A 13649-nucleotide genomic window follows, 5' to 3' on the forward strand; every position below is an offset into this window, starting at 1 on the left:
GCCAATACAATTTTATCGCTTCTAGATAACCGTCGTCGATGTAGCGCCATGCGAGGCCGCACCGAGCCGGTGACATCAGGCCCGTTCGGAGCCCAGCGCGGCTACGGCCTGAATCTCCACGAGCGCTTCGGGTTGCCAGAGCGCGGTGACACCGATTCCAGCCATCGCCGGGTACGCCTCGCCAACCAACTCGCGCCAGAGCCGGCCGATTTCCTTGGCGTTGGCCTGATAGCCGGGAATGTCCAGCAGATAGATGGTTACCGACAGTAGATTCTCCGGCTTTCCACCCGCAGCCTCAAGCGCCGCGATCACATTGGCCAGCGCCTGCTGGAACTGGGCGACGATCCCGCCGTCGACGATCGTCCCCTCGGTCGTCAAGGCCGTCTGGCCCGCCAGGTGAACGATGTCGCGATACCGCGTGGCGTGGGCAAACCCGGAGGGTTTCACCAGCTCGGGCGGATTGATGTGGTCGACGAGCATGATCGCCTCTTTCTCGCGGAGACCCACCAGGCGGCGAGCCGATTCGAAGTGGGGGTGGCTCGAACCACAATATGGTGTTAGATTGATGGTCGTCAATAGAACGCTACATATGAGCTCCCGCTCCTCGCGTTCGAAGCCGCCGCGGGCAACCCGGCCGAATTCCTGGAGTCTCCAGCGATGCGTTTGCGAACAGTTCTCCGCGACAACCACGGCAGTCGCGCCGAAGTCCGCGCCGACGGACAGTGGTACGCAACGACGGCCACCGACGTCGGCACACTGCTCTCGGACCAGAACTGGCGCTCGGTCCGACCGCTGCCCGGCGAGCAGCCGCCACCCGGCCGGTCGGCGCCGGTAGTGACAGCGCCGACCAAGATCGTGTGCTGCGGCCACAATTACCGCGCCCACATCGCCGAGATGGGTCGAGCCGCGCCCGAATTCCCCACACTCTTTGCGAAATTCGCCGACACCCTCACTGCCTGGGACGCCGACATCGCCCTGCCCGGCCCGCCCGAAACGGTGCTGTTCGACTGGGAGGCCGAACTCGCGATCGTTGTGGGCGCCACCCTGCGCCGGGCCGATCGCGACACGGCGCGGGCAGCCATAGCCGGATACACCGTCGCGAACGACTTCTCGGTGCGCGACTGGCAGCGACGGACTTCACAGTGGTTGCAAGGCAAGGCATTCGACGCCACCACTCCACTGGGTCCTGATCTGGTGACGCCCGACGAGGCCGACCCCGCCGATGGCCTCCGCATCGTCTGCCGAGTCAACGGCGCCGAGGAGCAGACCGGGGCCACCGACGACCTCGTCTTCGATCCGGCGACCCTGCTGTCGTACATCTCCGCGTTCACCGTGCTGCGTCCCGGTGACGTCGTACTGACCGGCACGCCGGGGGGTGTCGGCATCGCGGCGGACCCGCCGCGCTACCTGCGTGCCGGCGATGTCGTCGAGACCGAAATCGAGGGCATCGGCCTGCTGCGCAATCGAATCACCCTGTCCCCCAATGATATCGAGCCCGCCCAGCGGGACGGAAAGGAATCATGATGACCAGCGACTCCACCATCCAGGTCGCTCCGATTGTCACCAGAGCCGGAGCGGAGTACACCGAGACGGCACAGTCCGGTGGCGCGGTGCGCGTCTCGGGCGTGAGCCCGCAGCACACCCCGGCGACCAAGATCTGGTACGGCAAGGTGACCAACGAACCCGGCTATCGTTCCTTGCCCCATCACCACGGCGAAGCGGAGACCGGCGGCTATGTCCTCACCGGGAAGGCACGCATCTACTACGGGGAGAACTATGCGGAGTACGTCGACATGAGCGAGGGCGATTTCGTATTCGTGCCACCGTTCATGCCGCACGTCGAGGTGAACATGAGCACCACCGAGAAGCTGGTCTGGCTGACCTGCCGCACTCCGGACAATATCGTCGTCAACCTGCCCGATGTCGACGATTCCATCCTGGTTGGATATCGGCGGGCGTGAGATTCGAGCTCGGGTCGCACCGTCGGCCCGGGCCATCGGACCGCACGATCCGGACAGATGCCGCGCGCAGCGTATAGCCGAGCAAGTCCCGCAACCCTACCGTGCGTCCTATGACCGACATCACAACCGAGGCCGACGCGATTGTCGTCGGCTCAGGGGTCAACGGGCTGGTGGCCGCGGCCGAGTTGGCACTGGCCGGCTGGTCGGTGCAGGTGCTGGAGCGTAATGCGGAGATCGGTGGATTCATCGCCACCGAAGAACGCACTCTTCCCGGCTACCGGCACGACACCTACTCGTCCTGGCATCCCTTGTTCGTCTCCGGCGCCGCCTATGCGAGCCTCGGACCCTACCTGCACGAACACGGACTCGAATTCCGCAACACCGAAGAATGGGTGACCGCCAGCATTGCCGACGACGGCCGCGTCACCATCGCACACCGCGATCCGGAACGCACCGTCATGGAGTTCGCTGACCCCCACGACCGAACCGCATATCTCGCGATGCTGGCCCGGCTTGCGGCGAGTGCGGCACCGATCGGCGGACTGATGGACGCCGAACTGCGCTCGCCGTCCGCCCTCCGACCACTGGCCGGGCTGATCCGCGGCGGGCGACGCGGCACTGAAGACTGGCTGCGGATGGCGCTCACCAGCGGTCGCGGATTCGCGCGCCGCGAGTTTCGCGGCCACGAGGTCGATCACCTCTATGCACCGTGGCTGCTGCACGCCGGTCTCTCTCCGGATCATGCTTCAGGCGGACTGATGATTCCGCTGCTCGCGACCACCCTGCACGGGGCCGGACTGCCGGTGGTCGCCGGCGGATCCTCCGGGCTGCTGACAGCGTTCGAGTCACTGCTGCGTTCCCTGGGCGTCGTGGTGCGAACTTCCACCTTCGTGGAGCGGATCCTCGTGGACCACGGCCGAGCAGTCGGGGTCGTCGCCAATGGCCACGCCACCTACGCCCGCCGCGCGGTGCTCGCTTCGGTGACGCCAACCGCGTTGTACGACAAGCTGTTACCACCTGACGCAGTGTCATCCACCATCCGCGCCGAGGCTGCCACCTTCCGCTACGGCCGCGCGGAAATGCAAGTCCATGTCGCTTTGTCGGCACCGCTGGACTGGGCCGACACCCGATTGCGGGACATTCCGTTGATTCACGTCTCCGATGGATCCGACAGCACCGGAATCGCCTGCGCCGAGGCCGAAGCCGGGCTGCTCCCCCGCCGACCGACCGTCGTCGTCGGCCAGCAGTACCTGCTCGACCCCAGCAGGGTGCCGGAGGGTACGGCCGCACTCTGGCTGCAACTGCAGGAAGTCCCATTCGCACCGGTAGGCGATGCGGCCGGAGCGCTGGATACCACTCATGGCTGGACTCCGGCGCTGGCACGGAGTTTCGCCGATCGTGTATTGGCGCGAATCGCCACCCACGCTCCCGACCTTCCCCGAAAAGTGCTCGCGGTCGACGTCATCACCCCGGCCGATCTGGCCGCACACAACCCGAATGCCGTCACGGGCGATCCCTACGGGGGTTCGTGCGAATTGGACCAAAGTTACCTGTGGCGCCCCCTGCCCTCCGCCGGACGGCATGCGACACCCGTGTCCGGATTGTGGCAGATCGGCGCATCCACGCATCCCGGCCCCGGATTGAGCGGCGGATCGGGACACCTCGTAGCGCGAACGCTCACGCGAAATCGCAAGCTGCGCAGACTGTTCCGTGCACATTGAACAGCGCCGCCGGTGGATTGCGCCGGCCGGACAACCGCCGCGTGCTGTGGATAGCTCGGCCCGATCCACCGCATCAGACTTCGACACCAGTTACCTCACCCCAGGAGCCACGATGTCTCTGCTCAACGCCGTCATCGAAGCGACCCGCTCCGGCGCTGTCGACATCATCGATCTCACTACTCCGTTGCAGGAGTCCACCCCGATCCTGCAGCTGCCGCCGCCACTGGCCAACACCGTCCCGTTCCGACTCGAGGAGATCAGCCGCTACGACGACCGCGGGCCCGCCTGGTACTGGAACAACATCCACACCGGCGAGCACACGGGCACCCATCTCGACGCACCGGTGCACTGGTTGAGCGGCCGTGACGGACACGATGTCTCGCAAGCCCCGATGCGCACACTGTTCGCGCCCGTTGCACTGATCGACATGACCGCTGAGGTCGCGGACGACCCGGAATTCCTGTTGGAAATCGATCACATCCGCCGCTGGGAGAACGAGCACGGACCGCTCCCGGCGGGCGGCTGGCTGATCTATCGCACCGGATGGGAATCCCGAGGTGAGGATGCGGCCGCGTTCACCAATGACGGGCACACACCCGGCGTTTCCGCCGCTTGCGCCAAGTGGCTGGCCGAAGAGTCTGCACTGACCGGACTCGGCGTGGAAACCGTCGGCACCGACGCCGGTGCGGCCGCTGGGTTCGAACCGCCCTTCCCGTGCCACAGCCAGCTGCTCGGCGCCAACAAATGGGGCCTGACCAGTCTGCGCAACCTCGCCCGACTGCCCGCCACCGGCGCCCTGCTGATCGTGTCCCCGCTGCCGATCGTCGGCGGGTCCGGCAGCCCGGCGCGGGTGCTCGCACTCGTCGAACGCGACGCCGGATAAGGGAGGGAAAACCATGGCGGAACGGTCTTTTGCGAACGAGGTCGGCAAACTGCGGCAGGGCTCCGGTACGACCCTGCATGTGGAGGGGATCCTGGCAGTCACCAAGGCGCTGCTGCAGGCCGGCGTCGCCTATGTCGGCGGCTACCAGGGCGCACCGATCTCCCATCTCATGGACGTGCTCGGCGATTCCAAAGATGTACTCGACGAGCTCGGCGTCTATTTCGAAAACAGCGCCTCGGAAGCTACCGCGGCGGCGATGCTGGCCGCGTCGGTGCACTATCCGCTACGTGGCGCGGTGACATGGAAGTCGACCGTGGGCACCAACGTGGCTGCCGACGCCCTGGCGAATCTGGCCAGCGGCGGCGTCACCGGCGGAGCACTCATCATTCTCGGCGAGGACTACGGCGAGGGCTCGAGCATCATGCAGGAGCGTTCGCACGCGTTCGCGATGAAATCGCAGATGTGGCTGTTGGATCCGCGGCCGAACATCACTGCGATCGTGGACGCGGTCAAATCCGGCTTCGAGTTGTCGGAGGCGAGCAATACCCCTGTGTTCTTGCTGCTGCGGCTGCGCTCTTGTCACCTGCATGGAGCGTTCGAGGCCGAAGACAACAAGCGGCCTCCGATGACGGTCACCGAAGCGACCCGGCGGCCCGCTCGCGACGTGAGTCGAATCGTGCTGCCGCCGGCCAACTTTCAACATGAGAAGGAAAAGATCGAAAACCGGTGGCCTGCCGCGGTGCAGCACATCCGCGACCACGGGCTCAATGAGGTGTTCGGCGATGACCTCGCTGACGTCGGAATCATCGTTCAAGGAGGGCTGTACAACACCCTCAACCGGTCGATGGAACTGCTCGGCTGCTCGGATGCGTTCGGCAACACTCGGGTACCGGTGTACGTAATGAACGTTGCCTACCCGGTGATCGACCAAGAAGTCATCGAATTCTGCACTGGCAAGCGCTCGGTGCTGCTGATCGAAGAAGGCCAGCCGGACTTCATCGAACAGAACATCAACGCCATCCTGCGCCGTGCCGACATACCCACAAAACTGCACGGCAAGGACATGCTGACCATGGCGGGCGAGTACACCTCGCTGGTCGTCACGCGTGGAGTGCATAGTTTTCTCAGCAGCTATCTGCCCGAGGTGATCACTGCCGAACCCGCGCTCCTGCGCTCAGCCGATGACCCGGCGAGCCCGTTCGCGGTCCGGGTCGAGCCGCACATCGTGCGGCCCCGGCCGCCCGGGCTGTGCACCGGATGCCCGGAGCGACCCATCTTCAGCGGATTGAAACTCGCCGAACGCGAAACGGGTGAACATCACATCAGTGCCGACATCGGCTGTCACTTGTTTTCGATAAACGCGCCGTTCGATCTGGGGGCGACAACCATGGGCTATGGCCTCGGTTCGGCGGCTGCCGCGGCGCTGAACTCGAAGGGCTCCGACCGCCGAACCATCGCGATGATGGGCGACGGGGGCTTCTGGCACAACGGGCTGAGCAGCGGCGTCGGCAACGCGGTCTTCAACAAGAACGACCAGCTACTGGTAGTCGTCGACAACGATTACGCCGCCGCCACTGGAGGTCAGGACGTGCTCTCCTCGCACGCCGACCTGCCGACCCGCTCCACCAAACATCCCATCGAGCGGGCCGTCCGCGGCATCGGTGTCAACTGGGCCAGGACCATAGACAACACCTACGACGTCACCACCGTGCGCGACACCTTCGTCGATGCGCTCACCACCGATGAGACAGGGCCGAAAGTCCTTGTCATGCAAAGCGAATGCCAGCTCAACCGGCAACGACGGGAGAAGCCGCAGCGGGCACAGGCCTTGCACGCCGGCGAGCGGGTGGTCCGCGAACGTTTCGGCGTCGACCCGGAGACCTGCACCGGTGACCACGCCTGCATCCGCATCTCCGGCTGCCCCTCGCTGACCATCACCGACAACCCCGACCCCATGCGCACCGATCCCATCGCGACCGTGCTCGACAGCTGCGTCGGATGCGGAGTGTGCGGCGCCAACGCGCATGCGGCCGTGTTGTGTCCGTCCTTCTACCGAACGGACGTTGTCTACAACCCCACCCGGCGCGATCGCATGCTGGCCCGGCTGCGCACCTGGTGGATCACCATGCTCGCGCGCGGAATAGAGCGCCGCGCCGCCGGATTCGAGGTAACACCATGACAGGTTGGTACACCGGACAGCGCCCCATAACAGTCGCGATCCTGGCCATGGGCGGCGAAGGCGGCGGCGTGCTCTCCGACTGGATCGTGGAAGTCGCCGAGTCAGCCGACTACTTCGCCCAGACCACGTCTGTGCCCGGTGTCGCCCAGCGCACCGGATCCACCGTGTACTACGTGGAACTGTTCCCGCCCTCCCGAACCGGCCACATCACCGGAACCGGACGCAGCGAACCTGTGCTGAGTGTGTTCCCCACCCCCGGTGAAGTGGACATCGTGATTGCCTCCGAGCTGATGGAAGCGGCCCGCGCCGTCCAACGTGGTTTCACAACACCGGATCGAACCACCCTGTTCACCTCCACACACAGGGTGTATTCGATCGACGAGAAGATGGCTCTCGGCGACGGTCGGGTCGACAGCGCGACGCTGCTGGACGTGGCCCGGCGCGGATCGAAGCGACTGATAGCGTCCGACTTCATGGCAGTAGCCGAGCACCACCGCAGCGTGATCAGTGCGGCGCTGTTCGGCGCCGTGGCCGGATCCGGCGTATTACCGTTCACCCGAGAACAATTCGAAGCGCCGATTCGCGGCTTCGGCAAAGGGATCGAACAGTCCCTGCGTGCGTTCGCCGACGGCTTCAGCGCTGCCGCCGCACCGACCGTCACCGAATCCCCGATCCCACCGCGAACTTCACCGCCAGTGGAATTGACCCTCATTCCACGGCCGCTTACCGCCGACGAGCGCAAGGCACGGGAAGATGAGCGCCGCACCGAAATAGCCGCCATGGACCCCGCAGCGCTCGTCGGCCCCAAACTGCGGAAGCTCGCGGAGGCCGTCAGAGAGCTCCCGCCTGCGGCGCGGTCCATGATCCTGCACGGCCTGGTCCGCACTGCGGTGTATCAGAACACTTCGTACTCACGGCTATATCTGAGTCGCGTGCGAGAATTCGCGGCAGTAGATCCAGATGCCGAGGGCAGCGCGCTGCTCACCATCGAAGCGGCCCGGCAGGTCGCACTGTGGATGTGCTATCAGGACACCATTCAGGTTGCGCTGCAAAAAATCCGGCGACACCGCATGGATCGCATCCGCTCCGAGGCGCGTGCCGAACCGGGCCAGCTGATTCAGGTCCGCGAGTACCTCCACCCACAGATCGACGAGATCACCGACACCATGCCGGCTCGAGTCGGCTCGGTCCTGCGCCGCTCCATCACATTCCAACGTCTGGTCCGAAAATTCACCCGTCGAGGCATGACCGTCAATACCAGCTCGATCACCGGCTACACCGCACTGTCGATAACAGCCCGACTTCGCCCTCTGCGCCCACGATCATTGCGCTATCAGCGCGAACAGCAAGCCATCAACGAATGGCTGAAAGCAGCATCGGCCGCTGCCCCACTCGATGCCGACCTCGCTCGCGAGATCCTCGAATGCCAATGTGTGCTCAAGGGCTACGGCGCCACCTTCGAACACGGCACCGGCAGTTTCGGAAAACTCATACACGCTGCCCACAAACTAACCGGGCACCCAGATGCAGCCGAACGACTCTCGAAGCTTCGGGCGGCCGCACTCGCCGACGAGACCGGTACAGCTCTGTCCATCGAGCTCGCTGCAACAGTGCCCAGCTGACAATCCTCTAACAGGGCTCGCGATGTGCCTCCCCCCAGTGGCCGGCACGGTGGCGGCCCACCAACCGCTGCCGGCGTACAAGCCGCATTCCGGTGTACGCCAAGTACGCGAGGACCGATCGATGACAAGGCCGCACCACAACCTTCCAATCCCCGCGAACCGCCCAGCGCTCCGGGTTCTTCGTGGCGGCGCCGGACGCATTCACGCCCGGGTTCTGTTCGTCTACACACGATCCTGGGTCTCCGACCCTGTAACGGCGATACTGGTTGATCGTTTGTACCCGAGTGGTGCGGAATCGACAGAGGCATCGGCGTTCCTGCAAGCGATACGTTTTCTACACGCGGGACGTCTGGGGCCGATCACGGGCGCGCATCGAGAGTGGATCGCGCAGCAGAAGCCCGCGGGCCTGGACACCCGCTACCGACTTCACATGGCGCTCACCGAAGCCGGATTCGAGGTCGAGGTGGTCGAGACGTGGGATGAAGCCCTCTGCCCCACCTCGCACCGGCATGTGGTGAATCGGTGACGCCCAGGCTCATGCCTGCACTACCTCGAACGCTGAGTCCCCTACACCCGAGAGGAGGTGAGACATGGACCTGCTCGAGCCTGGCCCGAACGGCAACAGCCACGACAACTGGAACGAGGAAACGAACGCCGACAGCCACAACGAAGACCTGAGCGGCTGGATCAACAAGCGGTAGACGGTCTACTGGCAATACAGGCCCCCGGATGCGGATCAGGGTGCAACCGCAAATTCATCCATCATCAGTCCCGCTTGACCGGGGGTCTTTCCACAGGAGAACATGCCGCCCGACTTCCCCGCATGGCGACCTGAGCTGCGAAGGCCGCCCGAAAGGGGACGGCAACGTTCACTCCGAGGAAAGGCATCAACATGCGACGCGCTGGTCGAGGTGGTCGACCAGGTGCCCGGACACGTCTGGACCCCCGCTTACGACGCCGACAGGGAGGTTCGGGATGAGCCTGGATACGGGATGGGGCTGATCGTCCGGAAATAACGCTCGCACCCGGGCGGACAGCTACGGTTCACCAACGTCGACGGGCTGCGGCTGACCGCGTTCGTCACCAACACCGGCCGTGATCGGCTCACGGACCTGGAATTACGGCACCGCCGCCGCGCCGGCCGCGAAGACCGCATCCGTGCTACGAAGGACACCTGCCTACGCAACTTGCCTTTCAGCAACTTCGATGCCGACCGAATCTGGCTGACGATCGTCGCCTTCGCACTGGATCTGACCGCCTGGCTACAGACCATCACCTTGGGCGACCACTCGCCCGCCACTGGGAAACGAAACCACTTCGCCTGCAACTGTTCTCACTACCCGCCCGCATCTCCCGCCATGCCCGGCGCACCCACCTGTGCCTGTCCCGGCACGCCCCCACGCCGCCCTGCTGATATCACCGCCCTTTACTTCCTGAGGGCAGTCCAACCAGCACCAAACCGCCCCGACGAGCAACGAAAGGACCGTTCACCGGGTCCGTGGAACCCGGAAGCCATTCGCCGACCGGACTACCCGAATTTGCCACACACTGGCGATCGGCAGCGAAAACCCAATCCGAAACCGATCAAGCCCGGCCCACGGCCAGGCGAAAGATCGAGGTTAGAAGCAACTCAGGAAGTAACCCCTTCAGGAGACGATTGCTCGGCGCAAGAAATCATAACCATCGGGTCGCCTTACCGCTCAATTACTATTACGACATAATATTTCATAGGCACGGTAGGCATCTTCAGGAAAGACCAGTATGCCGAAGAATTCACGCCCTTCGGACGTCTTCCGAGAGCGTAACGCAGGGGTTACGGTCGCGCGCACATCGTGAACGTAAAGAATCTGCAAGACAAGGCGCGCGGCCGCTTGATCAAACACTGTTGCCGCTGTAACCAGAAGCCCGTAGTCATAATTTTCAAACCGCGCGGGCGAAGAAGCTGTATACACGTTATGTCGCGAGTATCGATCAGCTCTCATGTGCACCGTCGTTTTTCTCTTCATCGCTCTGAGTCAGGCCTTTGGCCTGATACTCACGCAGCGCTTCGAGCTGTGATTTTTCCGCATCATGGTGGATCTGGGCGATCATGACTGCTTCCTCGGACGGGTCAGGACGCAGGAAGGAGCCGGTGCCGGGCTTGCCCGCGGAACCCAGCTTGGCCATCTTCTTGGGCACCGGGGCGCCCTGGTACTCCAGCGGGATCGGGTGGCCGTGCGAGTCGACCGGGCCCAGCGTCTGGTGCACCTCGATGTACTCACCGTGCGGAAGCCGCTTGATCACACCGGTTTCGATGCCGTGCTCGAGCACCGCACGGTCACTGCGCTGCAGGCCGATGCAGAACCGGTACGCCACGAAGTACGCGAGCGGCGGGGCCAGCAGCAGCGCGATGCGGAAGAACCAGGTCGTCGCGTTCAGCGAGATGTCGAACTTCAGCGACAGGATGTCGTTCACACACGCCAGGGTCAGCACCAGGTAGAACGCGATGGCCATGGCACCGATGGCGGTGCGGACCGGCACGTCGCGCGGACGCTGCAGCAGGTTGTGGCGGGCGGTGTCACCGGTGAGACGCTTCTCGATCCACGGGTAGGCGATCAGCACACCGAACACCGCACCCATGATCAGCGCGACCCAGAACGGCGCCGGGACCGTGTAGCGGCCCAGGTACAGCTCCCACGGCGGCATGAGACGCGCCATGCCGTCGGTCCACATCATGTAGAAGTCCGGCTGCGAACCCGCCGAGACCTGGGACGGGTTGTAGGGACCCAGGTTCCAGATCGGGTTGATCTGGAACACGCCACCCATGATGGCGACGACGCCCAGGGTGAAGGCGAAGAACGCGCCCTGGTCCAGGGAGAACACCGGCACAATGCGCGCTCCGACGCTTCGATCTTCGGTCCGCGCAGGTCCCGGAAACTGGGTGTGCTTCTGGTACCAGACCAGCCCAAGATGCGCAGCAATGAGCGCCAGGATGATCCCGGGCATGAGTAGGACGTGAATGATGTACAAGCGCGGAATGACGATCTCGCCCGGGAAGTCTCCCCCGAATATCATCCAGTGCATCCAGGTGCCGATGACGGGAAGGGAAACAAGGATGCCGGAGAAGGCGGCCCGCAGACCGGTACCCGATAGCAGGTCGTCCGGCAGAGAGTAGCCGAAGAAGCCCTCGAACATGGCCAGGATGAGCAGCAGCGAGCCGATCACCCAGTTGGCCTCACGCGGCTTGCGGAAAGCGCCGGTGAAGAAGATGCGAAACAGGTGGATGATGATCGACGACGCGAACAGCAGCGCCGCCCAGTGGTGCACCTGGCGCACGAACAGACCGCCGCGCACCTCGAAGGAGATGTTCAGCGCGGTCTCGTAGGCCCGCGACATGGTGACACCGCGCAGGGGCTGATAGGCGCCCTGGTAGACGGTCTCCGACATGGACGGGTCGAAGTACAGCGTCAGGTAGATACCCGACAGCAGCAGGATGATGAACGCGTACAGCGCGATCTCACCGAGCAGGAACGACCAGTGGGTCGGGAAGACCTTGTTCATTGCCCCGCGTACCACCGCAGCGGGACGAAAACGCTCATCAACCTCGTTTGCGAGATTGTCTAACTGATCCGGCTTTGTCCGCATTGCAGTGTCCTCACCTTTGTCTTCCCGTATACGTCGGCAACCGCACCGAAATCGAAGCCGTTCAGATAGATTCCATCCGAGTCGGAAATAGTCACCTTCTTCAAAGGGACTCCTCGCACCTGGACCTCAACCCCCATACCGATCGTATTAAGCGCCAGGATCCTGTTAAAGCCAATCGGGATTCCCGAACCTACTGGGCGCCACTCCGGCGCGAGATCCACTATGTCGGCGGTAGCACCATGATGCTTCAGCGCAGCGGCAAACATCAGTCCCCCAATCCCGCCACCACGATCAATATTCTTCGCGGTATCGCCACCATCACCCTCTTCTAGTCAAACCAAATCGCTACAGTTCGAGTAGTTATTGCTACAGTTGTAGGTGACCCTGCTGATCCTGTCAAGAGCGGCCGTGGGCAAGTGGCTGAGCTGGTGCCGCGAGCAGGGCTGAGACGCGCTGGCAGTCTCCGCATCGGCGGGCCGGTCGCGCCGCCGGACTCCGACACCCCGGTTCGTTCGCGCACCGCGATCGTCAGGCTCATCGCCCGCCGCGTTCACATTCGGGAGAAGACGCTGTGGCGGATGCTGTACGAAACCTGCGCTCGCGCCGAAGAATTGCTTCAAGTCAACATCGAAGACCTGGACCTGGCCGGGCGCTGCTGCCCGATGAAGTCCAAAGATGCGATATCACGTACCTGCCGCGGCGGCGCCGCGCACCACGAATACGTCCTGGAGACCGCGTACTGGTCGGTGCGGCGCAACGGGTTTCTCCCACGGTAGCCGCAGATCCGCGGCGAGGCCGCGAGCGAGGCGCAGCCGGATGTAGTCGGCCAGCAGCAGCCAGATCCACCGGTCGGCCGCGCGCGGGTCGCGTGGTTTCGGACTGGTCCAGCCGAGTGTTTGCTTCAGCATGCGGAAGGTGTGCTCGATGTCGAACCGGCGCAGGAACGCCTGCCACAGCAGGTCGACCTCGGCCGCGTCGAGACCGACGCGGGAGTGCCACAGCCACACCGGTTTCGGGATCGCGCCGCTGGGCAATCGAGCCACGTCGAGGCGGATCACGGTGCCCTCGAGCACCGGCAGCTGCCCGAGCTGGGTGACCCAGGATGAGCGGTGAGTGAGCCTGGGGTGCAGGCGATTCCACGCCCTGGCAACCGCCGGGCAGTAGAGACGTGTCTCGGTCATGGTGGCTACGGCCGGCTCACCCCAGGTCGTCGGGTCGCCGAGTACGAACTCGGCGCGGCGGGCGGCCGTTGATGCCCGGCAGCCGTGGCGGCGTGGCGCGGCGCAGCACCCGGTCCGACCGCATCCGCCCCAGCACGGCGACCGGCAGGAACGCCAACCGGGGCGCGTCGTAGCCGGCATCGGTGACAATCCAGATATCGGGGTCACCGGGCCGGTGTTGCCCGGCGTCGATCAGGTTGGCGATCACGGTGCGCACCTGGGCGCAGCATCCGCTGCGGACAGGTATGCGCCTCCGGCCGCAACCAGCATGGCTTCGTCCATGATCAGCTGGGTCCCGAACACGACCTCAGGCGTTAAACTCAAGCTAGAACCACTCAAATGGCCGGTTACCACATTCACCGTGGTGACCGGCCTTTTTGTGTCAGCGGTCGAAGCGGGTGTTGGTCCACGCGAGGAGGGCCGGGTAGCCGTTGTCGAG

Annotated in this window: 9 protein-coding genes and 2 pseudogenes; 7 read left to right on the forward strand and 4 right to left on the reverse strand. The window is 64.3% G+C overall.

Going from position 1 to position 13649, the window contains the following annotated elements; genetic code table 11:
- Window positions 1–75: 75 nt before the first annotated feature.
- The gene (locus tag ACWEQQ_RS40580; RefSeq protein ID WP_452351947.1) at window positions 76–480 is read right to left on the reverse strand and encodes a RidA family protein; all 405 of its coding nucleotides are present in this window, start codon (window positions 478–480) and stop codon (window positions 76–78) included.
- A gap of 177 nt (window positions 481–657) precedes the next feature.
- On the opposite strand from ACWEQQ_RS40580, the gene ACWEQQ_RS40585 reads away from it, so the two are divergent.
- The 7 genes and pseudogenes from ACWEQQ_RS40585 to ACWEQQ_RS40615 all read left to right on the forward strand — a co-directional run.
- The gene (locus ACWEQQ_RS40585; protein ID WP_452351948.1) at window positions 658–1524 is read left to right on the forward strand and encodes a fumarylacetoacetate hydrolase family protein; all 867 of its coding nucleotides are present in this window, start codon (window positions 658–660) and stop codon (window positions 1522–1524) included.
- On the forward strand, window positions 1524–1961 hold the full coding sequence (locus ACWEQQ_RS40590; protein ID WP_452351949.1) for a cupin domain-containing protein: 438 nt from the start codon (window positions 1524–1526) through the stop codon (window positions 1959–1961). Before ACWEQQ_RS40585 ends, ACWEQQ_RS40590 begins: the two co-directional genes overlap by 1 nt.
- A 110-nt stretch (window positions 1962–2071) precedes the next feature.
- Entirely contained in the window at window positions 2072–3682 is a 1611-nt protein-coding gene (locus ACWEQQ_RS40595; RefSeq protein WP_452351950.1) for a phytoene desaturase family protein, read from the forward strand.
- 112 nt (window positions 3683–3794) lie between these two features.
- Window positions 3795–4565: a cyclase family protein gene (locus ACWEQQ_RS40600; protein ID WP_452351951.1), complete on the forward strand. Its 771-nt coding sequence runs from the start codon at window positions 3795–3797 to the stop codon at window positions 4563–4565.
- Between the two features lie 13 nt (window positions 4566–4578).
- Complete coding sequence (locus ACWEQQ_RS40605) at window positions 4579–6744, forward strand: thiamine pyrophosphate-dependent enzyme (RefSeq protein WP_452351952.1); 2166 nt, start codon at window positions 4579–4581, stop codon at window positions 6742–6744.
- Window positions 6741–8366 carry an indolepyruvate oxidoreductase subunit beta family protein gene (locus tag ACWEQQ_RS40610; protein WP_452351953.1) on the forward strand — a complete coding sequence of 542 codons (1626 nt, stop codon included), beginning with the start codon at window positions 6741–6743 and terminating at the stop codon, window positions 8364–8366. Before ACWEQQ_RS40605 ends, ACWEQQ_RS40610 begins: the two co-directional genes overlap by 4 nt.
- An 896-nt stretch (window positions 8367–9262) precedes the next feature.
- Window positions 9263–9780: pseudogene (locus ACWEQQ_RS40615) on the forward strand (transposase); the annotation flags it as partial.
- 557 nt (window positions 9781–10337) lie between these two features.
- Here the strand turns inward: ACWEQQ_RS40615 and qcrB are convergent.
- The 3 genes and pseudogenes from qcrB to ACWEQQ_RS40630 all read right to left on the reverse strand — a co-directional run.
- Window positions 10338–11990: a cytochrome bc1 complex cytochrome b subunit gene (gene qcrB, locus ACWEQQ_RS40620; RefSeq protein WP_452351954.1), complete on the reverse strand. Its 1653-nt coding sequence runs from the start codon at window positions 11988–11990 to the stop codon at window positions 10338–10340.
- 683 nt (window positions 11991–12673) lie between these two features.
- Window positions 12674–13171 carry a hypothetical protein gene (locus ACWEQQ_RS40625; RefSeq protein WP_452351955.1) on the reverse strand — a complete coding sequence of 166 codons (498 nt, stop codon included), beginning with the start codon at window positions 13169–13171 and terminating at the stop codon, window positions 12674–12676.
- Between the two features lie 16 nt (window positions 13172–13187).
- A pseudogene (locus tag ACWEQQ_RS40630) lies at window positions 13188–13460 on the reverse strand (transposase); the annotation flags it as partial.
- Between the last annotated feature and the right edge of the window lie 189 nt (window positions 13461–13649).

The sequence above is a fragment of the Nocardia sp. NPDC004123 genome, from assembly GCF_053603795.1.